Origin of the sequence: Aeromonas sp. QDB54 (assembly GCF_027707385.1) — a bacterium.
GTDB classification, from domain to species: Bacteria; Pseudomonadota; Gammaproteobacteria; order Enterobacterales; family Aeromonadaceae; genus Aeromonas; species Aeromonas hydrophila.
Genome location: NZ_JAPCIT010000005.1, coordinates 89600 through 115916, shown reverse-complemented (window position 1 = coordinate 115916; position 26317 = coordinate 89600). Strand labels below are relative to the sequence as shown.

Annotated in this window: 21 protein-coding genes and 1 riboswitch; of the genes, 8 read left to right on the top strand and 13 right to left on the bottom strand. The window is 63.5% G+C overall.

Annotated features, from left to right (window positions below):
• Positions 1–10: 10 nt before the first annotated feature.
• Both PG881_RS06665 and PG881_RS06660 read left to right on the top strand, forming a co-directional pair.
• Complete coding sequence (locus tag PG881_RS06665) at positions 11–1789, top strand: M3 family oligoendopeptidase (RefSeq protein WP_264098514.1); 1779 nt, start codon at positions 11–13, stop codon at positions 1787–1789.
• Between the two features lie 93 nt (positions 1790–1882).
• Positions 1883–3691, top strand: a complete 1809-nt coding sequence (locus PG881_RS06660; RefSeq protein ID WP_118882261.1) for a M3 family oligoendopeptidase — start codon at positions 1883–1885, stop codon at positions 3689–3691.
• Between the two features lie 51 nt (positions 3692–3742).
• Here the strand turns inward: PG881_RS06660 and PG881_RS06655 are convergent, their stop codons facing one another.
• A complete protein-coding gene (locus PG881_RS06655; RefSeq protein ID WP_264098511.1) occupies positions 3743–5158 on the bottom strand; it encodes a nucleobase:cation symporter-2 family protein in 1416 nt (471 codons plus the stop codon).
• A gap of 469 nt (positions 5159–5627) precedes the next feature.
• Between PG881_RS06655 and ycfP the strand changes: the two genes are divergently transcribed.
• Complete coding sequence (ycfP, locus tag PG881_RS06650; protein WP_016351064.1) at positions 5628–6167, top strand: alpha/beta hydrolase YcfP; 540 nt, start codon at positions 5628–5630, stop codon at positions 6165–6167.
• Between the two features lie 78 nt (positions 6168–6245).
• Positions 6246–7538, top strand: a complete 1293-nt coding sequence (locus PG881_RS06645) for an NAD(P)/FAD-dependent oxidoreductase (protein ID WP_264098509.1) — start codon at positions 6246–6248, stop codon at positions 7536–7538.
• Between the two features lie 105 nt (positions 7539–7643).
• Here PG881_RS06645 and PG881_RS06640 read toward each other — a convergent pair whose 3' ends face one another.
• Genes PG881_RS06640 through PG881_RS06630 form a run of 3 tightly spaced genes read right to left on the bottom strand, consistent with a single transcriptional unit; the run spans position 7644 to position 10712 of the window.
• Complete coding sequence (locus PG881_RS06640) at positions 7644–8444, bottom strand: hypothetical protein (protein WP_118881022.1); 801 nt, start codon at positions 8442–8444, stop codon at positions 7644–7646.
• A 45-nt stretch (positions 8445–8489) separates the two neighbouring features.
• Positions 8490–9569: an HBL/NHE enterotoxin family protein gene (locus tag PG881_RS06635; protein ID WP_270798865.1), complete on the bottom strand. Its 1080-nt coding sequence runs from the start codon at positions 9567–9569 to the stop codon at positions 8490–8492.
• 24 nt (positions 9570–9593) lie between these two features.
• A complete protein-coding gene (locus tag PG881_RS06630) occupies positions 9594–10712 on the bottom strand; it encodes a hypothetical protein (protein ID WP_162901904.1) in 1119 nt (372 codons plus the stop codon).
• A 437-nt stretch (positions 10713–11149) separates the two neighbouring features.
• Here PG881_RS06630 and PG881_RS06625 point away from each other — a divergent pair, with 437 nt between their 5' ends.
• Complete coding sequence (locus PG881_RS06625) at positions 11150–11467, top strand: heavy metal-binding domain-containing protein (RefSeq protein ID WP_011706400.1); 318 nt, start codon at positions 11150–11152, stop codon at positions 11465–11467.
• A gap of 85 nt (positions 11468–11552) precedes the next feature.
• On the opposite strand, the gene PG881_RS06620 is transcribed toward PG881_RS06625, so the two are convergent.
• Positions 11553–11705, bottom strand: coding sequence for a hypothetical protein (locus PG881_RS06620; protein ID WP_164672833.1), 153 nt, complete (start codon positions 11703–11705; stop codon positions 11553–11555).
• Between the two features lie 33 nt (positions 11706–11738).
• On the opposite strand from PG881_RS06620, the gene PG881_RS06615 reads away from it, so the two are divergent.
• Positions 11739–12341, top strand: a complete 603-nt coding sequence (locus PG881_RS06615; protein WP_118881025.1) for a hypothetical protein — start codon at positions 11739–11741, stop codon at positions 12339–12341.
• Between the two features lie 87 nt (positions 12342–12428).
• On the opposite strand, the gene cysG is transcribed toward PG881_RS06615, so the two are convergent.
• The 5 genes from cysG to PG881_RS06590 form a co-directional block, all read right to left on the bottom strand.
• A complete protein-coding gene (gene cysG, locus PG881_RS06610) occupies positions 12429–13820 on the bottom strand; it encodes a siroheme synthase CysG (RefSeq protein WP_264098503.1) in 1392 nt (463 codons plus the stop codon).
• 172 nt (positions 13821–13992) lie between these two features.
• Entirely contained in the window at positions 13993–15003 is a 1011-nt protein-coding gene (gene asrC, locus PG881_RS06605) for a sulfite reductase subunit C (RefSeq protein WP_118881027.1), read from the bottom strand.
• Positions 15004–15014: 11 nt separating this feature from the next.
• Positions 15015–15851 carry an anaerobic sulfite reductase subunit AsrB gene (gene asrB, locus PG881_RS06600; protein WP_318841810.1) on the bottom strand — a complete coding sequence of 279 codons (837 nt, stop codon included), beginning with the start codon at positions 15849–15851 and terminating at the stop codon, positions 15015–15017.
• 1 nt (position 15852) lies between these two features.
• A complete protein-coding gene (asrA, locus tag PG881_RS06595) occupies positions 15853–16911 on the bottom strand; it encodes an anaerobic sulfite reductase subunit AsrA (protein ID WP_118881029.1) in 1059 nt (352 codons plus the stop codon).
• 200 nt (positions 16912–17111) lie between these two features.
• Positions 17112–17954, bottom strand: a complete 843-nt coding sequence (locus PG881_RS06590; protein ID WP_118881030.1) for a patatin-like phospholipase family protein — start codon at positions 17952–17954, stop codon at positions 17112–17114.
• A gap of 265 nt (positions 17955–18219) precedes the next feature.
• On the opposite strand from PG881_RS06590, the gene PG881_RS06585 reads away from it, so the two are divergent.
• Positions 18220–19233: a S66 family peptidase gene (locus PG881_RS06585; protein WP_118881031.1), complete on the top strand. Its 1014-nt coding sequence runs from the start codon at positions 18220–18222 to the stop codon at positions 19231–19233.
• Positions 19234–19322: 89 nt separating this feature from the next.
• Here the strand turns inward: PG881_RS06585 and PG881_RS06580 are convergent, their stop codons facing one another.
• A complete protein-coding gene (locus PG881_RS06580; RefSeq protein ID WP_270798847.1) occupies positions 19323–21584 on the bottom strand; it encodes an LTA synthase family protein in 2262 nt (753 codons plus the stop codon).
• 254 nt (positions 21585–21838) lie between these two features.
• Between PG881_RS06580 and PG881_RS06575 the strand changes: the two genes are divergently transcribed.
• Positions 21839–22927, top strand: coding sequence for a hypothetical protein (locus tag PG881_RS06575; protein ID WP_011706391.1), 1089 nt, complete (start codon positions 21839–21841; stop codon positions 22925–22927).
• A gap of 92 nt (positions 22928–23019) precedes the next feature.
• Here PG881_RS06575 and lysC read toward each other — a convergent pair whose 3' ends face one another.
• Positions 23020–24372 (bottom strand): lysine-sensitive aspartokinase 3, encoded by a 1353-nt coding sequence (lysC, locus tag PG881_RS06570; protein WP_118881033.1) that lies wholly within the window; start codon positions 24370–24372, stop codon positions 23020–23022.
• A gap of 89 nt (positions 24373–24461) precedes the next feature.
• Positions 24462–24686: riboswitch (Lysine riboswitch) on the bottom strand.
• Positions 24687–24793: 107 nt separating this feature from the next.
• Positions 24794–26122: an amino-acid N-acetyltransferase gene (argA, locus tag PG881_RS06565; protein WP_118881034.1), complete on the bottom strand. Its 1329-nt coding sequence runs from the start codon at positions 26120–26122 to the stop codon at positions 24794–24796.
• Positions 26123–26317 lie beyond the last annotated feature (195 nt).

The following is a 26317-nucleotide window of genomic DNA, read 5'->3' as shown; positions in this document are numbered from 1 at the left end:
AAGGAAGGTCATGAAACCACCCGTTTGGCTGGATGATCACATCTATGCCGCCCCCGACTGCCCGGCGATCGACGCCGATTTCCAGCGTGCTCGCGAGGCCCTTAACCGCCTGCCACCCCTGCTGGATGAACTCACCAAAACCAACGACATCAATGCCTTGCGCCATCTGCTTCGGGCCATCAGGGCCTGTTGGCGCGAGGTGCGCCGGCTGGAGTGGAACTGCCAGACCTACGGTTACAACCGGCTCAGCCGGGATGGGCGCGACGAGGCGGCCCGGGTGCTGCTCTCCCGCGGCCAGCAGTTGCAGGCGAGCCTGACCCAGCTTTGCAAGCCGGTGACCCTGTTCTGGGTGCGCGCTCCCGAGGAGCAGGTGCGCGCCCTGCTGCAGGATCCCGAGCTGTTCGAGCTCGCCTACGTCATTCGTCACGACCGGCGCCAGCAGGATCAGTGGCTCTCTCTGGAGAGCGAACAGCTGATCGCGGGGCTGAGCGTGGACGGCCTGCAGGGGTGGGGGGATCTCTACGGCAACCTGGTCGGAAGGCTCAGGCCGGTGGTGGAGGGGCAGCCCATGGGGCTGGCCCAGGCGGACAACCTGCTGGCCCACCCGCAGCGGGCGCGGCGCGCCGCCGCCTGGCACGCCATCCAGGCCGCCTGGGGGGCGGAGCAGGAGACGGTGGCCGCCATCCTCAACGCCATCAACGGCTGGCGCAACGAGCTGGCTCGCCAGCGTGGCAGGGAACGCAGGTGGGATGCGCTCGACGTTTCCTGCCATCAGGGGCACCTAGAGCGGGTGACCCTGGAGACCCTGATGACGGCGGCAGGCGAGCACAAGGAGCTGGGGCGACGGGCTCTGCGCGCCATGGCCTGCGCCCAGCAGATCAACTACTTCGCCCCCTGGGATCTTTATGCCCCGGCGCCGGCTGCGGCGAGCGGCCTGATCGGCTTCGAACAGGCGCTGGCCCTGGTGGCCGACGCCTTCGCCGGCTTTGACCCCGAGATGGGGGCCTTTGCCCGCATGATGGCGGCCAATGGCTGGATTGACGCCGCCCCGAGCGAGCACAGGCGCAGCGGTGCCTACAGCACCGAGTATGCCGATCCGCCCGAGCCGCGGGTGTTTCTCACCTTCGAGGGGACCCTGGACAACGTCATCACGCTCGCTCATGAGTTGGGGCACGCCTGGCACAGCTGGCTGCTGCGGGAGTTGCCGCTGGAGCAGCGTGACTACCCCAAGACGCTGGCGGAGACCGCCTCTCTGTTTGCCGAGGCACTGGTGCGCGATGCCCTGCTGGCGGCCACCGACAACATGGAGCAGCGCCGGGCCATCGCTTGGCTGGACGGGGAGCGGGCCGCCAGCCTGCTGCTCGACGTGCCGGCCCGCTTTACCTTCGAGCGGGCCCTGGTGGCGGCGCGGGAGGAGGGCTACGTGGGGGCCGGCCAGCTGCGGCAGATGATGAAATCGGCGCAGCAGCAGTGGTATGGTGACACCCTGAGTCAATATGACGAGCTGTTCTGGGCCAGCAAGGGCCACTTCTCCATCGCCGAGCTCGGGTTCTACAACTACCCCTACCTGTTTGGCTACCTGTTCAGCCTGGGGCTCTATGCCCAGCAGGCGCGGGCGGGGCGCGAGTTCGTCCACGCCTATCGTGAGCTGCTGCGCGACACCGGCCGCATGAGCGCAGAAGAGCTGGTGGAGAAGCATCTGGGGGTCGACATCCGTGAGCCTGCCTTCTGGCAGGAGAGCCTCGATTATGTGGAAGAGGCGGTCGCCCGCCTCGAGCGGCTGGTGTAGGCAGCACGGCGGTTTTTATCCTGGTGGCGGGCCCTGTGGCTCGCCACGCGCATTCAAAGGGGCTCGGCCCCGCAACCTGATGACGAGCATTTGATGCAGCAACGAATCTACCCACAACAGTGGCAAAACCAGCATATCTATCCCGCCCTCGACTGCCCGCAGGTGGCCGCCGATCTCGCCCTGGCACGCGCCAGTGTGGACGAACTCGGTCTGTTCATCGAGGGGCTTGGTGCCGTGCGGGCCAATGCGCAGGCACTGCAGGATTTCTTGCGTGAAGTGCGGCTGCGGGCCCAGCGCATTCGCAACATCGGCTGGAACCTGGCCGTGCTGGCAGCCTGTCGGGGCAGTCAGGATGCCCGTGACGAGCTGGCCAAGCAGCTGGCCTCCCGCGCTCGTGCCCTCAATGCCGATCTGTTCAAGACCCTGGCCCCGGTCGAGGATCTGATGCTGGCCCTGCCGGAGGCTGAATTTGAGCAGCTGATGGCCGACTCCCTGCTGGGGGAGGAGGCGTACCGGCTGCGTCACGAGCGCCGCTTGCAGGATCAGCGCCTGCCGGTGCAGGCGGAGCAGCTGGTGATCGGCCTTGGCACCGACGGCCTGCACGCCTGGGGCAACCTCTACAACGATCTGGTGGGCAAGATCCGGCTGGTGACCGATGGCCGCGAGATGGGGTTGGCCGAGGCGAGCAACCTGCTCTCCAGCCCGCTGCGTGCCCTGCGCCGGGAGGCGTTCGATGCCATCAGCGCCGGCTGGGAGGGGGAGCAGGAGACGGTGGCCGCCATCCTCAACGCCATCAACGGCTGGCGGCTTGAGCTTTCGCGCCAGCGCGGCCGCAGCCGCCAGCTCGATGCGCTCGATCTCTCCTGCCATCAGAGCCATATCGAGCGGGCGACCCTGGATACCCTGATGCAGGAGACCTGGCGCGCACGCGGGCTCGGTCAGCGGGCGCTGGGGCTGATGGCCGAGCGTCTCGGCATCGAGGAGCTGGGGCCGGAGGATTTGTTTGCCCCGCCGCCGGCCGCGGTGAGCCGCGAGATCCCGTTCGAGGAGGCGATCGAGATCATCGCCGAGGCGTTCTCTCGTTTTGATCCCGAGATGGGCGAGTTTGCCCGCATGATGGCTAAAAAGGGGTGGATCGATGCCGCGCCCACCCCCAACCGGCGCACCGGGGCCTACTGCACCAAGTTTGCCGAACCGGTGGAGCCGCGGGTCTTCATCACCTATGCCGGCACCATGGACAACGTCATCACCCTGGCCCACGAACTCGGCCACGCCTGGCACAACTGGCTCATTCGCGATCTGCCCATGAGCCAGCGCAGCTACCCCATGACGCTGGCGGAGACCGCCTCCATCTTCGCCGAGACCCTGGTGCGCAGTGCCCTGTTCGAGCAGGCGCAGACTCCCGAAGAGCAGCAGGCCATCGCCTGGGCGGAAGCCGACGGCGCCGCCACCTTCCTGGTCAATATCCCGGCCCGCTTCGATTTCGAGCGGGCGCTGGTGGCGGAGCGGGCGGCGGGCTATGTCTCGCCGGCGCGGCTCAAGGCGCTGACCGACGAGGCCTGGGGCCGCTGGTACGAGCAGAGCCTGTGCCGCTATCACCCGCTGTTCTGGGCGGCCAAGGCGCACTTTTCCATCGCGGGCTTGGGTTTTTACAACTACCCCTACCTGTTCGGCTATCTGTTCAGTCTCGGCGTCTATCAGCAATTGATGAGCCGTCAGGCGGCGGGGGAAACGAATGTGGCCCAGGCCTATCGCGACCTGCTGCGCGATACCGGGCGCATGAGCGCCGAAGATCTGGTGGCCAAGCACCTGGGCCAGGACATCCGCCAGAGCGCCTTCTGGCAGGGGAGCTTGGCGCTGGTGGAAGCGGCGGTGGAGCGTTTCGCCCAGACCCGCGGCTAACACAGGCTTGCTGAATGAAACCGCCGGGCAGCCATGCTGCCCGGCGTTTTTTTATGGGGCGGGTTTGCCTGGTTGCGGCTGATCGGGCGGGCGCACCGGCCCCACCAGCAGGGGCCTCGGCTGGTGGCGCAGGTCCGGCTGGTAGCCGTTGAAAAAGAGGTTGAGCAGCACCGAGCTGAGGGTGGCCAGCAGGATGCCGCTGTGAAACAGCGGTTGCAGGGCAGCGGGGAAGTGCTGGAAGAAGTGGCCGGAGACGGTGGGGATCATGCCTATCCCTAAGCTGATGGCGACGATGTAGAGGTTGTGGCGATTGCTGTTGTAGTCGGCCCTGGCCAGGATGCGGATGCCGGTGGCCAGCACCATGCCGAACATCACTATGCCGGCGCCCCCCAGCACGAAGGGGGGAATGGAGGCGACCAGCACCGACATCTTGGGCACCAGGCCGAAGGCGAGCAGGATCCCCCCCGACATGACGCAGACCCAGCGGCTCGACACCCCGGTCACGCTCACCAGGCCGATGTTCTGGGAGAAGGAGGTGTGGGGGAAGCTGTTGAAGATGCCGCCGATGATGGTGCCGATGCCATCCACCCGCAGGCCGCGCACTATGTCGCCCCGACTGGCCGGGTGGCCGACGATGTCGCCGAGCGCCAGAAACATCCCCATCGACTCGATGAAGGTGATCAACATGATGACGGTAAGGGTGGCGATGGAGATGGGATCGAAGGTGGGCCAGCCGAAGGCGAACGGCACTATGGGGGCGAACCAGGCCGCTTCACTCAGTCCGTCCAGGCTCACTTCCCCCATGGCGATGGCCACCCCGAAGCCGAAGATGATCCCGAGTAGCACCGAGATGTTGCTGAAAAAGCCCTTGGTGAAGCGGGTCACCAGCAGGATGAAGGCCAGCACCAGAAAGCTGGTGCCGATGTAGCGCAGGCTGCCGTACTCGGGGTTGCCCTTGCCCCCCGCCATCCAGTCGATGCCCACCTGCATGATGCTGATGCCGATGGAGGTGATGACCACCCCGGTCACCACGGTGGGAAAGAGTGGCATCAAGCGGCCGATGAGCGGCACCAACAGGGTGGAGAGGATGCCGGCGGCGATGGTGGCGCCGAAGATGCCGGTCAGCCCCAGCGCCGGGTTGGTGCCGATGGCCAGCATGGGCATGACGGCGGCGAAGGTGACCGACATGATGACCGGCAGGCGGATGCCGGCGAAACGGCCGATGCCAAGGCACTGCAGCAGGGTGACGATGCCGCAGCAGAAGAGATCCGAACTGATGAGATAGGAGATTTGATCCTTGGGCAGCCCCAGGCTGCCGCCGATGACCAGCGGCACCGCCACGGCGCCGGCATACATTACCAGCACATGCTGCAGGCCGAGGGTAAAGAGCTGGCCGGGGGGGAGCAGGCGCTCCACTTCGTCGATGGCGCGGCCCTTGGCCGCCCCGGGGGGCTGGGTCTGGTTCATGAACAGATCACTCCTTGCGACCCGGCGGCTCTGGCCGGGCAAGATGGGGCAGGCTAGCTGTCCCGTTCATGGATGGGGTCCGGGTCGCCCTGGATCCGGCCGCGCAGGCGAAAGTTGCCTTCACGCGGTATCGCAGGGAGAGTGCAGGAACCGTGCTCAGCCGGCAGGCATGGGTGTCTGTTGACCCTGTTCATGCGCATTTTTGCAGGCGGGATCACGCTTGCACGCGCCGATGGCTGACAATCGTTTGCCAGTCGATGGGGGCGGGCTTTCAGATTGGTAGCCCGGTTATCATTTCGGTCGGTCGGGCTCTCAGATTGATAGCCGGCAGTGGACGGCGGCGCGCCGTCTGGTTTCATCCGTAACCGAGGGCGTGATCCAAAGCAAGAAAGTAGGATGTTTTGGTGGCGCAGGGCCCCGCCGCTGGGGTAGCTTCGATAAAACCGACACAGATCCTGAGGTCTTATCCATGATCATCTATCTGCATGGCTTCGATGCCACCAGCCCGGGCAATCACGAGAAAGTGCTGCAGTTGCAGTTTATTGATGATGATGTGCGTTTCGTGCACTACAGCACGGTTCACCCCCGTCATGACATGAGCCACCTGCTCAAGGAAGTGAAGAAGCAGCTCGACATGAGTACCGATCCCAAACCCCTCATCTGCGGGGTGGGGCTGGGTGGGTACTGGAGCGAGCGCATCGGCTTCCTGTGCGGCATCAAGCAGGTGATCTTCAACCCCAACCTGCACCCCGAAATCACCATGCAGGGCAAGATTGACCGACCGGAAGAGTACGAGGATATCGGCACCAAATGTGTGTCTGAATTTCGTAGTAAAAATTCAGGAAATTGCCTCTGCATCCTTTCCGTTCAGGATGAAGTGCGCGATAATGGCGAAACTGAGCGTGAATTGAAGAATTATTACAACATCGTGTGGGATGAGCGAGAGACACACAAGTTCAAGAACATCTCTCATCACCTGCAACAGATGAAGGCTTTCAAAGAAGCCTGATTGATCGTCACGTCATGGATTCAACTATCAAGGGAGCCGATGGCTCCCTTCGCTTTAATGGAACCGAGGTAATTAACCATGACCAATATTGTTGTCGTCGGCGGCGGTGCCGGCGGTCTGGAGCTGGCCACCAGCCTGGGCCGCAAGCTGGGCAAGAAGAACAAGGCCAAGATCACCCTGGTTGATCGCAACCGTACCCACCTGTGGAAACCCCTGCTGCACGAAGTGGCCACCGGCTCCATGGACGCGGGCATCGATGCCCTGAGCTACCAGTCCCACGCCAAGAACCACGGCTTCGACTTCCAGCTGGGTACCCTGACCGACATCAAGCGCGACGAGAAACGCATCGTGCTGGGGAAGATCGTCGACGATAACGGCGACATCGTGGTCAACGAACGCGAGCTGCCCTACGACTACCTGGTGATGGCCATCGGTTCCGTCTCCAACGACTTCAACACCAAGGGCATCAAGGATCACTGCATCTTCCTGGACAGCCCCACCCAGGCGCACCGCTTCCACAACAGCATGATGAACCGCTTCCTGCAGTTCGCCACCGAGTACCAGCCGGGCGACAAGGTGAAAATTGCCATCGTCGGCGGCGGCGCCACCGGCGTCGAGCTCTCTGCCGAGCTCTACAACGCGGTTGAACAGCTCTACGCCTACGGCTTCAAGAACCTGACCACCGACAGCCTGAAGGTGACCCTGGTGGAAGCGGGCCCCCGCATCCTGCCAGCGCTGCCGGAGCGCATCAGCGGCGCCGCCCACCAGGAGCTGGTCAAGCTCGGCGTGGACGTGCGTACCGCCACCATGATCACCGAAGCGACCAGCGAGGGTCTGCACACCAAGGATGGCGAGCTGATTGAAGCTGACCTGATGGTGTGGGCGGCCGGTATCAAGGCGCCGGACTTCATGAAGGATATCGCCGGTCTTGAGACCAACCGCATCAACCAGCTGGTGGTGAAAGAGACCCTGCAGACCACCCGTGACGAGAACATCTTCGTCATCGGTGACTGCGCCGCCTGTCCGCAGCCGGACGGCAAGTTCGTGCCGCCGCGCGCCCAGTCCGCCCACCAGATGGCGACCCAGGCGTTCAAGAACATCCTGGTCAAGATGAATGGTGGTGAGCTCAAGCCCTACCTCTACCACGACCACGGTTCGCTGGTATCCCTCAGCCGCTTCTCCACCGTGGGCAGCCTGATGGGCAACCTGATGCGCGGCTCCATGATGGTGGAGGGCTACATCGCCCGTCTGGTTTACATCTCGCTCTACCGGATGCACCAGATCGCCCTGCACGGCTACGTCAAGACCGGCCTCATCATGCTGGTGGGCCGCATCAACCGGGTGCTGCGCCCGACCCTGAAGCTGCACTAAGCCGCCTGGGGCAAATGTGGCGGGGCGGCAACGGCCCCGCGCACCATGAAACGCGCACTATGAAAAAGGAGAGGCCCTGGCCTCTCCTTTTTTGTTGCTGGGGTATCAGGAGGCATCCACCTGCAGGGTGCGCACCTCGGTGAGGGCGGCGGTGAAGAACAGCCGCGCCAGCTCCGGATCTCCTTGCCCGGCATCGCGGGCGACGTTGGCAATGTCGCCGCCGAGCAGGCTGATGGTGTTGCCCACCTTGCTCACCCGATCGATGAGGGAGCCAAATTGCTGGGAAAACGCCGTCGTCTGGCCGAGGAAGCCTTGCTGACGCTGGATCTGCCCTTCAATCTGGTTCACCTGTCCCTCCAGGCTGCTCACCTTGTTCTGGGTCTGCGTCAGGGTGACGGCCAGGGCGATGAGGCCCGGCAGCCCCAGCAATCCCAGCCCCAGCAGGTAGAGTTTTTTCTTGTTGAGGGAGTCGAGCTCCTGCCGGGCGCCGTCCAGGTTGGATTGCAGCCCGGCGATGGTGGCTTGCAGCTCCACGCCGATCCGTTGCAACGCGATGTTGTCTTGCGTGATGCGATCGTTGGCGGTCTGGCTGGCGATCAGGGTCTGGGCGGTCAGGGTCTGGATGGGGGCGATCTCCTGCTGGACCAGATCGACGAACGTCTTGAGCGCCTCGGGGTTGAAGGGGCCGGTATTGGCCAGCTGCTGGGTCAGTTGCAGCTCCAGGCGGGCAGCAAATGCCAGGACTTGCTGCTGCATGGTTTGCACCTGGGGCAGCAGGGCGGCAACCACCTCACCGACGTTCTGCTGGATGTTGACGGCGTTTTGCGGCAGACCGCTGAAGGACTGAATGGTCGCTTCGGCCTGCTGCATGTTGGCAATGGATTGGGAAAGAATGCCGTTGCTCATGGGGTCTCCTTATGAAAGAGGGCGGCCAGGCCGCCCTCCCGTGGTTTAGGCGGCCAGGCGCGCCACGAAGTTGGCGATGGTGTCGGTCTGCGGCACCTGCAGCGGGCTCACCCCGGCCATCTGGGCCTTGATGGTGGTCACGTCGGTGAGCACCGTCTTGACCGTGGTGTCGGCGGCGGTCAGCCAGAGCTGACGGATGTCGTCGCCGCTGGTGATCCCCTTGTCCAGGTCGGTGATCAGGCTGCCCAGATCGGAGGTGAGGGAGTCCCAGGCGTTGCTCATCTGGGTGGCGGCGGTGACGGCGTTTTGCGCCTGCACCTGCAGCCCCTTGTAGCCGTTGCCGATCTGGGTGGCGATCAGCACCTCGCTGTTGAGGCTGCTGCGTTTCTGGTACAGATCCTGGCGGGCGCCCAGCGAGTTGTGCAGCACAATGGCGCCAGCCGTGATGCCGCCGGCCCCGGCGACCATCATGGCGACCCCGCCGATGACCACCGGGGTCGAGGTGCCGGCGGTGACGAAGTCAGCCACGGCACCGATGGCGGTGACGAAGGCGCCACCAATCACCAGCAGCCCCCCGGCGACGATGCCGGCGATGGCGCCGTCGATGGCCGAGTTCACCTTGTCGATGTCGCCGTTGAGCTGGGCGAGCACCCCGTTATCCCCCTGCACCTTGCTGTTGAGGTTCACCACGATTCCCTGGAAGTTGCTGGAGTCGGTGATGAGGTTGTTGTTGAGATTGACGATCACCAGTCGGGTGTCGGCGGAGAGCCGCTGATATTCGGTAGCCTGCTCCTTGATGACGCTCAGCTGCCTGAGCCACTGCGCCTTGGTGGAGCCGGGCGGCAGCACGGCCGGAATGGCGTTTTGCAGGGCAAAGTAGTTGGAGATGTTGCTGATGTTGGTGATGATCTGCGGCTGGATGGTATTGAGATAGAGGTCGGCGTGCCCCTTCGCCAGATCGAGCCCCTGGTTGATCTGGGTCTGGTTGTCCTTGAGGTTCGGGAACTGGCTGAAGTCCACCGGCACCTGCTGCTTGACGCTGTTGCAGTAGGTCTGGATCTGCATGGCTTGGGAAGCCTGGTTGGCCATACCCTGGTCCATGGTAATGGTTGTTGCATTGGCCATTTGGCGTGTCCTTGCGTGGTGGGATTAAGCGTCGGGCAGGATGCCGTTGCCGGCGTAGGCTGCCTTGATGTCGTCAACCTGGCTCGAGAGCAGCTGCCAGGACTGGGTGTTGAGCGCCACGGTGCGCCGCAGCTGGCGTACGTCGTCGGGGCTGTTGAGGTCAGTGACCACGGGCACGGCCCCTTGATAGGCGTCGGCCACCTTCTGCCAGCCTGCGGGCAACTGGGTGACGGTGTCGGCAACCCGGCTGTAGGTGTCGACAAACAGCTGGTTTTGCGCCTGCACCGACTTGGCCACGCTCAGCAGGGCGTTGGTGGCGGCCAGTGCCTGGTAGGCCTGGGCCAGCTTGTCGGTGTTGGTCTTGAGCTCGCGGGCCGCCTGACTGGAGCCAGCGATGCCTGAGGAGAGCGCCTCGAGGCCGGAGATCATGTACTGGGTCTGCTGATCGGTCTCTTTGGCTATCTCCTGCGAGGTGGCGGGTTTGGCCCCCTTGTCGGCCGGTTTCTGCTCCAGCGTCAGCGAGGTGACGATGGCCCGTCCCAGCTGGTTGACCCCCTCACCGGCCTTGCCGCCCTCATCGACGATCGCCTGGATATTGGCGGCGATAGCCTGGTTGAGGGCGTCAATGATCTCGGTCTGACGCTTGGCGTCGGCCATCAGATCCTGCTCGAGCTGGGTGATGACGCCGTTGAACTGGGTCATCAGGGGGCGCAGGGAGCCCCAGGCCACCTGCACGCGGGTATTGAGTGCCTGGGCATTGAGCCGGTAGCTCTGGGCCTGATCGACGAGGGACGTCAGTTGCTGTCCCAGCCGGGCTCCGCCCGCGAGAACGGCGGCGTCGTCTTCCTGACCCAGCAGGCGGTTGAACGCGGCGACCAGGGCGTAGAAGTTGGAGCCGTTGCTCAGCAGGTGGATAAGGCCGGACAGGTTGGTCTGCTGGTAATAGCGTGCCTGATTCATCATCTGGGCCTGATAGGCCTCGATTTTTACCGCGAGGGTGGAGTCGATCTCGCTATTGGCCAAGGACTGCTGCATCAACAGCAAGTTCGCATAGGTCTGGTTGAGCAGGGCGGGTGAGGTGGCCGACAGGTAGGCGGCCAGCAGACCTTGATCCCCCAGATCCAGGGTGGCGATCGTGGTCATGACATGGCCTCCATCGCGGTGTCGGCGAGCGGACTGGCGGGGGAACATGCCTCCAGTGCGAGGGTGGGGTGAGGTAGTCGGGTATCCTGCTGCATCATGCTGCTCTCCTCGTGACGAAGTGGGTCTGTCCCCGCGCTGGTGCCGGGACAGACTCACCCTAGGGAAAGGCAAAATGGGTCACAACTGATAGTTTTGTCACTTGATGTTTGAGCCGGATCGGCTAATGAAAGGGGCGTCTGCACGGGGCGTGTCGGCGGCCCGGTGTTGTCTTTTGCCGATAACTTCTGCCGATAAACAAGCCTCTCATCGGGCTGTGGCTGTGGGAGATGGGAGACGATCAGCCAGGGTCTGGCTGGCACGTATCGAGTCTGCCTGCTTGCCTGGTCTCCTGCGCTGCTTTAGGCTGTCTCCCCAGTACACTCCACAAGGAAATCAAGATGATCCTCTCAACCACTCCCACCCTGGAAGGCAAGACCATTCGCGAGTACCGCGGCATCGTCGTGGGCGAAGCCATTCTCGGCGCCAACGTGTTCAAGGATCTGTTCGCCGGCATCCGCGACATCATCGGTGGTCGCTCCGGCGCCTATGAAAAAGAGCTGGCCCGGGCCCGGGAAATCGCCTTCGACGAGCTCAAGGAGCGTGCCGCGGCGCTGGGGGCCAATGCGGTGGTCGGCATCGACATCGACTACGAGGTGGTGGGACAAAGCGGCAGCATGCTGATGGTCAGCATCAGCGGCACCGCCGTGTTGGTTTAAGCCTGCGCTCCCCCTGCTTTGGCAAAGGCCGATAACCTGGTTATCGGCTTTTTTGTGGGTGCTGGCGGTGCCGCTTCCCTGGCCATCAGCGGAAAATGTGCCAATGCATGCTCATAACTTTTTGATTTCTATCTTTAATATTTTTTAATAATGGCCCGCTGCCGATTTCATATTTTTTAACTGGGCGGCGGTGAGCCGTCAGCACTAGAGTGTGTGCCATCAGGACGACATCCGGCATGGATGAATTTCATCTCTCTCAAGGCGTATCAAGATGCACAAGAAATCAGCGCTGTTGACCATCATCACCCTGGCCATCACCGCCCATGCTGGCAGCGTTGCGGCGGCCGTGCCCAACTTCAGCGCCAGCTGCCCCATGAATATCCAGGTCAAGGGAGAAGGGGGCAGCGTCTACATCAACGGCAAGAAGGCTACCCTGAAAACCGATGCCCCCAATGCCTATTCGGCCCAGAGCGGCAAGATCATGATCGGCATCACCTCGGATTCCGCCACCAGCGAGCCCAGCATCGACTACGCCATCAAGCACGACAACCGCGCCAACGGCCTTTGCACCGTGCAATCCTGGTCGGCAGGCAAGGCGGCCGCGTTGCCGATGGCCAAGGGCAACTCTCCCTATCAGGGCAAGTGGACCGCCAAGAACAGCGGCACCGGTCAGACCGTGGCCGAGATCCGGATCGACGGCAAGGAGCAGGTGTGGGTCAACGAGGTCAAGGTGAAGGCCAAGCGCACCGACGGTGCCCTGCAGTTTCGTCAGGGGATGATCCTCTATACCCTGCAGGGCGATCCGCGAGTACGCGGTGAAAGCGAGTGGCAGGACAATGACGCAGGCTCGACCGGCCCTATCTCCTTTGAATAAATCCGTTTGCCAATTTCGATAAAAGCGACGCAGGCCATGGCCTGCGTCGCTTTTTTACTAGTCTGCTGAAGGGGGCTCTATGAGCGGTTACACTCCGGCCAGGGTATTGGCTTCGCCGTACCAGCCCAGTTTGTCAGCCAGCGTCACCACCGAACCGATGATGATCAGGCTCGGGCTGCCGACCTGGGTTGCCAGCTGCGCCAACTGCTGCAGCTGGCCGCGTACCACCCGCTGACTGAGCTGGGTTCCCTGTTCCACCAGTGCTACCGGGGTGTGGCCGGGCAGGCCGTGGGTCTGCAGCTCGTCCTGAATGCGGCCGGCATGGGCCAGCCCCATGTAGAAGACCAGCGTCTGGCGAGGGGCCGCCAGCGCCGGCCACTCCTGCGCGATGTTGCCCTCCTTGTCGTGACCGGTGATGAACTGCACCCGCTGGGCGTGATCGCGGTGGGTGAGGGGAATGCCGCTATAGGCGGCGCAGCCTGAGGCCGCCGTGATGCCCGGTACTACGGAGAAAGGGATGCCCGCCTCGGCCAGGGTCTCCAGCTCCTCGCCGCCCCGGCCAAAGATAAAGGGATCACCCCCCTTAAGCCGCACCACCTGTTTGCCCAGGCGAGCCTGCTCCAGCAACAGCTGGTTGATCGCCTGTTGGGGTACGCAGTGACGGCCCGCCTCCTTGCCGACAAAGATCCGCTCGGCATCCCGGCGAACAAGTGCCAGCACCTCCTGCGACACCAGCCGGTCATAGACCACCACATCCGCCTGCTGCAGCTGCTGCAAGCCGTTCAGGGTGAGCAAGCCAGCATCGCCGGGGCCGGCCCCCACCAGGGTGACGCTTCCCTTGCTCTGTTGTGGCTCATTGAGCAGCGCGTTGATGCTCTCTTCGGCGGCCTGCTGTTGACCGCGCGCCAGCTGGCATGCCAGTCGCTCATGGCTAAAGAGCCGCTCCCAGAAGCGGCGTCGGGCCAGCTTGTCCGGTATGGCCTTGACCCGCTCGCGCAGCTTGCCCGCCAGCGCCGCGAGCTGGCCGAGGTGCTGCGGCAGCAGGGCTTCGAGTTTTTCCCGCAGCTGGCGGCTTAGCACCGGCGCCGAACCTGCGCTGGAGATGGCCACCATCAGCGGCGAGCGGTCGATGATGGCGGGCATGATGGCGCTGCAGTGGGCCGGAGAGTCCACCACGTTGCAGAAGATCTGGCGCAGGCTCGCTTCGTTGAAGACCTGCTGGTTGATCTCGGGCTGGTTGGTGGCGGCGATCACCAGCCATTTGCCATCGAGCAGCTCGGGGTGAAAGTCGGCAGCGCAGGCGGTCAGCAGTCCCTGCTCGGCCCAGCTCATCAGCTGGGGCTCGAGATGGGGGGCATTGATGGTCACCCGGGCTTTGGCATCGAGCAGCAGGCGCGCCTTGCGCACCGCCACCTCACCGCCGCCGACGATAAGCACCGGCTTTTGTTGCAGCTGACAAAAGAGAGGGAGAAAGTCCATAACGGGCTCCGGATGCGGGTCCGGCAGCAGCGGGCTGCGCAGGACGAAAAGAGGAGAAGAGGTTGAGGTGCAGTGAGAGGAAAAAGGGGGAAGCGTGATCCACGCCCGGGCCAACGACAGATCCCCACCGGTTGTCGGCCACTATGATCAGCTTCCCCAAACGAGGTTTTTCCTATTGCACCGCTTTGACGTGCATGTTGGCGACGTACTGATCTTCGGCCCAGAAGATGCGGTCAGCGACCATGGCTTCCGGGTTGAGGGTGACGCCGCGCAGCACCCGCTCCTTGAACTTGTGATAACCGGCCCGGTCGATAAGGTGACCCATGTGCAGGTAGATGGGCTTGCCATCCAGCATCTCGGCCTCAAACTCGAACAGGTTCTTGATCACCGCGTGCAGTACCTCTTCGGTCACCCAGTTGAGGAACAGCTTGCCGGTACGAGGGGTCTTCTTGCTGGTGCGTCCCCCCAGCTTGACCATGTAGAGCTGCTTGGGATCCCGCTGCCAGGCGAGGGTCGGGCAGGCCAGCACGCACTCGCCACAGCCGATGCACTTGCTCTCCTCCTTCACCGCCTTGCCATGCTTGATGGCGAGGCAATCCACTGCGTGGTGGCTGCATGCCTTGACGCAGGCGCCGCAGCCGATGCAGCGCTCGGCATTGAAGTGGATCTTGGCGATGCCGAGGATGCCGAAGTCGGCCATGTTGGCCTTGGCGCAGTCGTTGGGGCAGCCGGCGATCACCATCTTGAGGTGATAGGGGTTGGGGTAGAGATGCTTCTCCATCCGCTGGGCCAGCCCGGTGCAGTCGATATTGCCCTTCTGGCAGATGGTGTTGCCCTGACAGGCGACGATGTTGCGCCCGCCGATGGTCTGGTAACCGGCGCGGGTGTCATCCACCTCAATGCCGCAGGTCTCCACCTCGATCTCCTTGATGAAGGGCTCGAGGGCGGTGTTGACCTTGTCCATGTCCTGATACTTGATGCCGGGCATCGCCAGCTTCTGGCGGGTGGTGAGGTGGATCAGACCGTTGCCGTACTGTTCGGCGATCTGCTGGGCCACCGCCAGCAGGTGGGCGGGCATGATCCCGCCGGGAATGCGTACGCTGATCATCGCTTCGCCGCGCACCTTGGAGAGGCGGTATTCATTTTTGGCGCGGGCCTTGATGATGTCGATATCGAGACTCATGGTGTTCTCCCTCAGTCGATCAGATGCTGGGCCTGGTCAAAACGAAAGACCGGTCCATCCACGCAGATATAGGTGTCGCCCATCCGGCAGTGGCCGCATTTGCCCACGGCGCAGGCCATGCGGCGTTCGTAGTCGACCCAGATGCGATCCTTGGGGATGCCCCGCTCGAGGAAGGCGAGCACCACGAAGCGGATCATGATGGGGGGGCCGACCACGATCACCTGGATATCCTCCTTGTCAGCAATATCCAGCTGGTCGATGTAGTCGGTGACCCGACCAATGCGAAACTGCTCGCTCTCCTTGCCCTCGTCCAGAGTGACGATGAGGTTCTGCTGCTCGGCCCAGAGCGGCATCTCGTGGCGATAGAGCACCGCCTGCTCGTTCTTGAAGCCGAGGATCATGTCGAGGGATTTCACCTCTTCCGGGTGTTTGCTGAAGCGGCGCAGCAGCCCCTTGACCGGCGCGACGCCGGTGCCGCCCGCCACCACGATGAGGTGCTGGTTGCGGTAGGTCTCCAGCGGATAGCCGTTGCCGTGGACGCCGCGCATCCACACCTTGTCGCCCACATCGAGGGCAAACAGCGCATCGGTTACCTTGCCGACCTTGCGGATCAACAGATCCACATAGCCATCGCCATAGTCGGAGACCGAGATGGGCGCTTCGCCCACGGTGGGCAGGGAGATCTCCACAAACTGGCCGTAGTGGACATCAAAATCGCGTGAGACCCGAAAGTTCCACTCCAGCTCGGTGTGGCGCTCGATGGCCAGGATGGTGTAGGCCTTGGGCAGCAGGCGGTTCTCAACCACTTCCTGCTGCTCTGCTGTTGCGGTTTGTTGGCACTGGCACATATCAGTTCGCCCCCTGCGCGTGGTCGGCCGCGATGGTCTGTTCGACCACATCGGTCATCTTGTTGATGATGTTGCTAAAGGAGATGTAGTGAGGGCAGCGATCGTCGCAGCGGCCGCAGCCGACGCACATGTGCTCTTTCCCCTGACGGGCCTTGTAGTCGTTGACCTTGTGCAGGGCGCGATAACGCAGGCGCTCGCCATGTTTGGCGCGAAAACCGTGGCCACCGGCCATGTCGCTGAAGCCATCCACCATGCAGCTGGCCCACTGGCGACGGCGCTCACCCTGCTTGGGATTCTCCGCATAGGTGAGGTCGTGCACGCTGTAGCAGCTGCAGGTAGGGCAGGAGGTGGTACAGCGGCCACAGCCGATGCAGCGGCTGTCGTACTCGGCCCAGACCGGGTGAGCGGTGAGGATCTGGCGAATGCGCTTGGGATCGTCACAGACGCTGTCCGGGGTGCGCACTTTGACCGGGTTGCTCTGGACAAATTCCGGGGTGAAGTCGTCGGGCTCGCCCAGCTCGGCAAAGTAGCCGATCAGCTCGGGATCCTTGACCTCGATGCGGGCACCCTCATCGCTCAGACGAATGGCGGCGGCGTAGTCTTGGGTCTCATTGCTGCCCATGGCGACGCAGAAGCAGTTCTCGAAGCTCTCGCGGCACTCCAGCAGTACCAGCTTGAGCTTGCTGCGCAGCCGGGCGTAGTAGACGTCGCTGTTCTGGCCGTTTTTCAGGTAGACCTGATCCAGTCGGCGCAAGGCGTGGATATCGCAGCTGCGCAAAAACAGCAGGGTGGGCTTGGCCTCCACCTTCGATTCGCGCAGCTCCAGATTGTCGAAGTGGAACAGGGTCTGGGTGATGGGGATCACCACCTCTTTCGGGGAGAAGTGGGACTTCTCCTGCCACACCAGATCGGCCGGATGGCGGATGCTGTGGTAGGTGACGTTGTCGGTGTCGGAGAAGCGGCCACCCCGATATTCAGCCGCGGGCGCCATGATCCGGTAATCGGGCAGCAGCCGCTCGAACAGCTGCGCCAGCGCGGGATGGGTGAGAAGAAACGACATAAATAAACACCTTGTATGAGGGCGAGATGCCCTGGCATAGGGATGAGGCGCGGGCCGATCAGAGTGTCTGGCACCTGTGCTGGCCACGCTTGCCTCGCCACGGTCTGTTTTTATGACTCATGTTGCTCAACTGACCCGATTGTTGTTGTGTTGGCGGCGCGTGCGTCGCGGCAGGTCGGGTCATGCCTGTAAAACCCTTGTCAATTGAGCAGGGCGGCCTGATAGCCGGCGCACTTGCCCATCACATAACCGAGCTCCAGCTTGTCGGGATCACGGGTAAAGCGGGAGACCGGGAAGTAGTCGGCCGGCGCTATCACCTCGATCTGGCAGTCCGCCGGCGGATGGGCGATGAAATCGAGCGCCTCGTTGTAGCTGCGATCCCGCTGTTCCAGCGCCTGCGCCAGCGCGGGGCGGGTCTTGAGCAGGGTGCGGATCATCCAGGGGAAGGGCATCGGCTTGAGCCGATAGCCGAGTGGCTCGGAGAGGATCACCGTCAGCTGACGGGCGCCGCGCCGGTAGGCCTCGATCACCGGAATGGAGTCGGCCACCCCGCCATCGGTCATCGGCACCCCGTTCACTTCCGGGTATTCATGGGAGGCGAGGGGAATGGCGCAGCTGGCGGGCAGCACCTCGTTCATGTTCTCCGGTTTGACCCGGATGTACTCCGCCTTGCCAGTCAGGGTGTTGGTCACCACCGCGTAGAATGGAATGCCGCTTTGCCGGTAGCTGTGTACGTCCAGCGGGTACTTGCGACAGCTGGTGTGCCATAGCCAGTGGATATCCACCAGATTGCCCCCCTTGGCGAAGCGCAGCGGATCCATGAACTCCTGGCGGCAGGCCAGCTCGGTCAGAATGTCGTGGCTGCGACCATGCTGGCTGGCGAGATAGGCCAGCAGGTTGGTAGCGCCCGCCGAGACGCCGATGGCAAAGTCGAAAGGGTGGTAATCGTGCTCGATGAAGGCATCCAGTACGCCGCTGGCGAAGATGCCGCGCATGGCGCCGCCTTCGACGACCAATGCGTGGGGAGAGATGGTTCTGTTCATATGGGGGCCTCATCGCTGAGCCGGCAGTGCCGAGTCGTGTCGAAAATGCCAGCGCGGGGCTGACGAGCGGAGTGGGGACATTCTAGGCAGGGGTTATTGTTCGGGATATCTGTCAATTTCAAATCAGTCGTTTTGTTTTTATGAACAAAAAGACCCAAGGTGACCACTTGTGACGCTCGCTGGAACTGGACTAGGATGGAGACGATTTTTGTCCGTCGGCCCCGGGAGCGGGGCCCCATCATCTCTGTCAGGGAGTACGCAATTCATGGCTCTGCTCAAACCGCCGGGGCTCAAGCCCGGCGATACCATCGGCTTTTTTTCTCCCTCCAGTGCGGCTACCGCCTGGGCACCAAACCGCTTTGCCCGTGCCGGGGCGTTTCTGGAGGGGCAGGGTTTCAGACTCAAGGCAGGCAGCCTCACCGGCCAGCAGGATCACTGGCGATCCGGCTCCATCGTCGCCCGGGCTGACGAGCTCAATGCTCTGATTCGCGATCCGGAGGTGCGCTGCATCATGTCGGTGATTGGCGGCAACAACTCCAACTCCCTGCTGCCTTACCTCGATTTCGATGCACTCAAGCGCGATCCCAAGATAGTCATCGGTTACTCCGACGTGACGGCCCTGCTGCTCGGCATTCATGCCCGCACTGGCCTGGTCACCTTCTACGGGCCGGCGCTGGTGGCCTCTTTCGGCGAGCTCTCGCCGCTGGTGGACGAGACGCTGGCGGGCTTTCGCCAGATCTGCCAGGCCGGTGGCGCCGCCGTGCCCCACACAGTGCCGACCCCGGCGCAGTGGACCGAGGAGCGGCTTGACTGGGAGAACCAGACCCGGGCCAAGGTCGGTCAGCCCAATCGGCTGATCTCGGTGGGCTCCGGTCGGGTGCGGGGCCGGCTTATCGGCGGCAACCTCAATACGATGGCGGGGATCTGGGGTTCCCCCTATATGCCGGCCATCGAGCAGGGGGACATTCTGCTGCTGGAAGACAGCCTCCATTTGGCAGCGACGGTGGAGCGCTCGTTTGCCCACCTCAAACTGTGCGGGGTATTTGATCGCATCGGTGCCCTGGTGCTCGGCAAACACGAGCTGTTTGACAGTCAGGGCAGCGGCCGGCGGCCGCTCGATATCCTGCTGGAGGTGGTGGGGGAGCCGACCTTCCCCATTCTGGCGGAGTATGACTGCGCCCACACCCACCCCATGCTGACCCTGCCCCTAGGCATCGAGGCGATGCTGGATCTCGATGCCCAGCGCCTCACCCTGTGCGAACCCTGGCTCGGCGAGTGAGCCCGCTTTGGCTGCCATGGCCGCATCGGCAAATAGACAAAGAGGTCGCCTGGGCGACCTCTTTGTCATCTGTCCCGCGGTAGCGGGGCTCAGGGCAGGGCGTCGGGCCGGAAGCTGGCGCGGATCTGCGGCACCAGGGGGGCTACATCGAAACCCTTCTCTTCTCCCAGCACCGGGTGGAGCAAGGCCAGATCAGGGATGGAGGTCATGTCGCCTGCCAGCAGCTGGCGAGTGGCCTGGCCCATCTGATAGAGCTGGCGCACCGGGGCAAACTGGGTCGCCAGATTGAGGGAGTCATCGGCACGGGCAAAGGCCATCATGGGGATCTGGTAGCTGGCATCGCGGGGCGGCTTGTCGCCGTGAATGCCCTTGCCGGCGGACATCAGGAACGGCTGGTGATCGCCAAACGCCACCACCAGGTAGCGTTTGCCTGAGCGATCCAGGCTGGTCAGCAGATGCTCCAGCGACGCCATGGCATCCACCACGCCGGTGTAGTAGGTGTTGAGCAGCTGGCGATCGGCGTCGCTCTGATCCGGGCATGCCTTGTCGAGCTGCTGGGCCTGGTAGCGATCCCCGTCGAAGGGGCCGTGCCCCTGCATGGTGACCGCGTAGGCAAACAGCGGCTTGTCATCCTGTTCGCTGCGCTTGAGCAGGTGGTCGACGAGGGCATCGTCCGAGATATAGAGCCCCTTGTGTTCGAGCGTGGAGAAGCGGGTATCGAACCAGCGCTCCTCATAGCCCAGCGCCGGGATCGCCTTGGCGCGGCCCCAGAATTTCTCCACATAGGGGTGGGCAAACAGGGTCTGGTAGCCACTTTGCTTCGCACTTTGCGCCAGGCCCGGCACCTGCTCCGAGAGGTAGTAGTAGGGTACCACCCCCTGTTTGAGCAGCCCCACCGGCAGGCCGGTGTTCATCTCGAACTCCGCCAGTACCGTCATGCCGCCGGTGGTGGGGGAGTGGATGGTCTTGTGCCACTGTTGCACGCTGGCCGGCAGGCTCAGGGTGGGGGGCGGCGCGCAGATCTTGCCCTGCCAGCCGAGCCAGAGAGATTCATATTGCAGCACGATCACCAGATCGAAGCGGGGCGGCTGGCTCAGACTGACGTGGCTGAGCTGAGGGGTGAACTCGTTGATCTGCAAGGGATAGCGAAACACGCTGCCACTTTGCAGCATCTCGTCCACCAGGTTGAACAGATAGAGGCCGGGCCCCGAGCGGATGATGTCCCTGTGGTAGTTGACCGCTCTGTCCACGTAACGAATGTTGGGCCCCAGCAGCTTGTTGCCGGTCTGGGTGGCGAACACGCACAGCGCAAAGAAGGCGGCGGTGGCGGCCAGGGTGCGCAGGATCCAGCGCGACAGGGCGAAGCGCCAGCACAAGAAGAGGGCGAGCACGCCACCCAGCAGCGGCAGCACCGGGTGCTGCTCCAGCAGGATGCGCAGCAGCGCCACCAGGTTGCCGAGATCGTCCCCCCCGAGCGGTACCCCGTAGATGGCGATCTTCATGAAATTCGCCAGCAGGCCGATGCCGGACAGCGCCGTGAACACCAGCCCCATGTAGAGGTTGAAGCCCGCCAGCGCGCAGAGGCTCCAGCCCAGCACCATGCTGCCCCAGGCGAGGTAGTAGTGCTCCGGGCGAAAGCCTGACCAGAGCAGAAACTCCCCCAGCTTGAACACCACGAAGCCGTGCAGCAGCACGAAGGTGAGGTTGCCGAGCAGCAGGCTGCCGGCGATGCGCCAGCGCAGATTGCGCCTGAGGGTGGGCAGCACCACCTTCAGCACGGCGGCGCTCAGGGCCAGCACCAGCAGCAGGCTGGTGCAGAGATAGGTGAGGTTGAAACCCCGCTCCGGCAGGGTCTGCAGGATCTGGCTGAATTCACCGCTCTCGGGTCTCTCCTTGAGCAGCAGGCCGATCCGCAGCTGATAGCGGCTGGCCAGGGCGTCGTCGGGGGCGCGCAGGGTGCTGTTGAGATCCAGGGTGCAGCGCCCCTTGCGGCACTGCTGGCGCTTGTCCACCGGCTGGCTCAGCTGATCGATGCGCTCGCCCCTCTCATTGAGCAGCTCCACCCTGACCTTGTCACCCTCCTGCAGCGGCCCGCGCAACTGCCACTGGCTGCGAACCACCAGATAGAGGCCGCGGCTGTCGCTCTTGTAGAGCAGGGCGTGACGGGTGAGGGTGGCGATGGGGTTGTCCGCCGGCCCCAGCACCAGTGGCTGGGCCCGACCGAGCCAGCTGGCGGGGTTGATCTGCGGCAGCAACAGGGTCAGCAGCAGCAGCGCGGCCAGCAGGGCGAGCAGCACGGCGGGCAGAGCGGGCACCCTGGCTGACAAGCGCGCTGAAGTGGGGGCTTTCATATGGGCTCATCCTTTGAGCGAGTGACGATGAAACATGGCTGCTGCATTTAATTTGACCCGATGGTGATGGGCTTGTTCCTTGTTGTCAATTTAATGACCGAACAATGAACATTGCGTGACCGTGAAACCATGCAAACTGTGATCCCGATCCGGGGGCCGCACTCATTCTGTGATGAAAGCGTCATCATGGCGCTTTGCCACTGGCCTGCCTCTGCCTTGCTGCTTAGTCTCTCAATATGGATGGAGGTACATGTATGAATCCCAAAGTAGCGGCACGTCAGGCAAGATTGCTCCGCATGCTGGAGAGCAAACAGGAGATCCGGATCGGGCGCGAGCAGGACTGTCCCTTGTCCGTGGCCAAGCTGGTGCGACTCAAGGAGGATCATCCGGCGGTGCTCAAGGTCTATCGTCACGGCCTCACCGCCGAGGTGTTCCACCTCAAGGTGGAGGGACATCACTGGTGCCTGAAGCGGCGCCGGCACGACTCCCTGGTGGCCAACGTGGACGGCAGAACCGCCTTCCTGACCGAGCTGGAGCGCCGCCGCGAGATAGAGGCCCTGCGGGAGTTGCACCCCACCATCCTGGCCAACGTGGTCTGTACCTGTTTTGGCTCGGCCCGCGCCGGCGTGCTGGTCTCTCCCTGGCTGCGGGGCGTGCCGGTGCATGAACTGAACGAGCGCAACCTGGCGCAGATGCTGGCGGTGCAGGCGGAGCTGGCCCATTGGGGCTGGTTCGACTGGGATCCGAGCCCCGGCAACCTGCTCGACGACGGCCAGCAGATCAGCGTGTTCGACTTTGGCTACATGTGGCCCTTTGACCCCCGCCATGAATTCAACTCCAACGGCCTCACCGATCCCGCATTTCACGTACCGGAGCGGCTGGAGACCCGCACCCTCTCGGGCCTGTGGCTTGACGAGCCGGATCCGCTGCCGCAGTTTCGTTACTGGCGCGGCCTGTGTATCAATTGGGCGCAGCGGGAGCTGCAACACCTGACCCGGGAGGGGGCGAGCGCACCGGTGCTGGCCCGCTTGCAGAGCCTGCTGGGGGAGTGGCGTTCGGCGCTGGCCAGCGAGGAAGCGCTGGCTGCCAACTGGTGGCGCGACATGTATCGCAGCCACCGGCTCGACATTGCCGACGATCTCAGCGGCAAGAGCTGCGGCCCGCTCACTCTGCGCCGGCTCGACTGGTTGCAGCAGGCGGTGACCGAACACTTCGCCGAGCTGGTGGACAACCTGGGCCCCGACGAGGCGGGCTTAAGTCAGGTGGCGCTGCTGAGCCGGCTGGAAGGGCTGCGCGAGGAGATCCGGGCCAACCTGCTGCCGGTACCGACCCTGGTGGGTTAGGGAGAACCGCACTCATATCGCATCTTCATGCCACCCTATATAAAAAGAGGGGCCAGCCGGCCCCTCTTTTATTTCCATGTTGTGTCAGTACATCAGTCGAGCAGCTCCTGGTGGAGGCGGTTGACGATGTGGCCGGCCTCGTCCTCCTTGACCAGGAAGCAGAGGTTGTGGGCGCTGGCGCCGTAACAGATCATGCGGATGTTGTGCTCGCGAATGGCGTCAAAGACCTGACTGCCCACCCCGGCCGCCTCGCTCATCCGGTTGCCGATGAGCGCCACCAGTGCCAGCCCCGTCTCCACCTGCACCTTGCACAGCTGACCAAGCTCCGCCAGCACCTTGTCGCCGAGGATGGGCTCGCCATTGCTCTGGCTGCCGGTGTGATCCAGGGTCAGCGACACGCTCACCTCCGAGGTGGTGATGAGATCCACCGAGATGCGGTGGCGGGCCAGGATACCGAACACCTCGGCCAGAAAACCGTAGGCGTGGAACATGTTGAGGCTGTGCAGGGTGACCAGCACCTGGTTGCGGCGCAGGGCCACGGCGCGAAACAGTGGATTGGTGCGAGTGCTGGCGCGGATCCAGGTGCCGCCGGCGGCCGGATCCTTGCTGGAGCCGACAAACACCGGGATGTCCTGGCGCACCGCCGGCTGCAAGGTGGCCGGGTGCAGCACCTTGGCGCCGAAGGTGGCCATCTCGGCCGCCTCCACGAAGCTTATTTCGGGGATGGGGCGGGCCCGGGTGACCAGGCGCGGATCCGTGGTGTAGATGCCGGGCACGTCGGTCCAGATCTCGATGGAGCCGGCGTCGAGTGCCTCGGCCAACAGAGCTGCGCTGTAATCGGAGCCGCCCCGGCCCAGGGTGGTGGTGCGCCCATCGCCGTCGGCACCGATAAAGCCCTGGGTGATGATGAGGCTGTCGCCAAGCAGGGGGCCCAGCGCGGCCTGGCAGAGGGCGCGGGTGGCGGCCAGATCCACGCTGGCCTTGCCAAAGCGGCTGTCGGTGCGCAGCAACTGGCGCGCATCCTGCCAGCAGGCCTTGACGCCACGCTGGCGCAGCAGTTCGGTAAAGAGGCGGGTGGACATCAGCTCGCCGCAGGCGATGAGCCTGTCGGCCAGCTCGGCATCGGTGTGCAGATGGGCCTGGCGTGCCATGGTGCGGATCTCACCGAGCTGGCCGTGGATGAGGTCACTCAGATCGCCTGAGTCGCCCAGCGCCGTCAGAATGGCCTGCTGGATCTCGGTGAGCCTGGCCAGTTGCGCCTCCTGGCCCGCCTCGTCCAGATCGCCCTGAGCCAGTGCCACCAGCAGATTGGTGACACCGGCGCTGGCACTCAGCACCACCACCCGGGTGGCCGGGTTGGCCAGCACCACATCGGCGCAGTTGTTCATGGCTGCCGCGTTGGCGACGCTGGTTCCGCCAAACTTGGCGACATTGATCGGGCTCATTGCTTACTCCTGTCTTAATATGAAAATCCGGATCCATCGGGCAAAAAGAGAGGAGGAGGCTGAAAATGGCAGGAATGATCGAAGCTATCCCGGCCAGAAGCACTCCACCCGCAGAGCCCATCCCGTACCCGCCCCTGACGGGGCGCGGTGGGGGATGACCACTACCGATGACAACCCGGGGGATTCAGCCCCCGCAGCCGACACTGAGGTATCCAGTTGCCTCAGATGTCTCGGCGCTGCTCCCCCTGACCCAAGTTCACCGGACACTGGTGTCCTCCCTCGGGCTGCCTGGGCAGCGCTCCTCTTCTGGCTCCACCAGGGCGGTGGAGTGCATTTAGAAATACCTTGCGTTGGATTGCACTGTCAATCGAGTTTGTGAAAAAGTTCAAAAAGTCAGCCAAGCCAACGCAAAATCAATGGGTTATACGATTGTCTTTGACAAAACCTTGGAGCGGCGCTGCCAGTTGTAGAGGCGTTGGCGCGCCACCGGCAGATCTTCCACCTCCAGCGGATCGAAGCCCCGTTCCCGGAACCAGTGAATGGAGCGGGTGGTGAGCACGAACAGGCGGCGGATACCGAGCCGCTTGGCCCGCTCAGCCACCTTGGCCACCAGCTGATCCCCCCGGTTGGAGTTGCGGTAGTCGGGGTGGATGGCGACGCAGGCCATCTCTGCCATCGCCTCTTCCATGAAGCAGTAGAGCGCCGCGCAGCCGATGATGAGGCCGTCGCGCTCGATGATAGTGAACTTGTCGATCTCCATCTCCAGCTGCTCGCGGGAGCGGCGCACCAGGATCCCTTCCTCCTCCAGCGGGCGGATGAGATCCAGGATGCCACCGATGTCTTCGATGGTGGCGGCGCGCGCCTGCTCGGCGCTTTCCCGCACGATCTGGGTGCCGAGGCCATCGCGGCTGAACAGCTCCTGCAGCATGGCGCCGTCATCCTGATAGCTCACCAGGTGGGAGCGGGGCACGCCGCCGCGGCAGGAGGCGATGGCCGCGCGCAGGTAGCGGGCGGTGCCGGACATCTCTTCCCCCGCCTGCTCCAGCTCTACCAGCAGCTCCTCGGCCTGCTCGGGGAAGAGCTCGGAGATGGCTTCGCCGTGGCGGTCCATCACCCCCTGGGTGCTGCTGAAGCAGATGAGTTTGTCCGCTTTCAAATCCACCGCCACTCGGCGGGCCACCTCTTCCGAACTCAGGTTGAAGCTTTCACCGGTGACCGAGCAGCCGATGGGGGAGATGAGCACCAGGCTCTTCTGATCGAGCTGGCGGGTGATCCCCTCCACGTCGATGCGGCGCACCCGGCCGCTGTGGCAAAAATCGATGCCGTCATCCACCCCGAGCGGCTGGGCGGTGACGAAGTTGCCGCTCACCACGCTGATGCGGGCACCCTGCATGGGAGTGTTGGCGAGCCCCATGGAGAGCTGGGCGGTGATGTCGTACTGCAAGCCGCCGCACACCTGCTTGATGATGGTGAAGCTCTCGTCATCGGTGACCCGGATGCGCTTGTGGTACTGGGCCTCGATGCCGGCACGGGCCAGCGCTTCGTCGTTCTGCGGACGGGAGCCGAATACCAGCACCAGGCGTATCCCTAAGGTCTGCAGCAGGGCGATATCGCTGACGATGTTGGCGAAATTGGGGTGGCAGAGGGCTTCCCCCCCCATCATCAGCACGAAGGTGGCGCCTCTGTGCACATTGACGTAGGGGGTAGACTGCCGAAAGGCATAGACCAGGCTGGGTTCGCGTTCACGCACTTGAGGCTTCTTCCATAAAAAAACAGCAATGGGCTCAATATATGAAAATAAATGCACAAATCAAGATTAAATATTGATTTGTCGCGATATTGTCATCGGAACGGCCTGGCGGCCCGAACAGCGGCGACACCAGGCGGGGCAGGGGTGTCAGCGGTATGACGGTGCGCCTCAGGTTGATCCCGGCCCATAAACTGT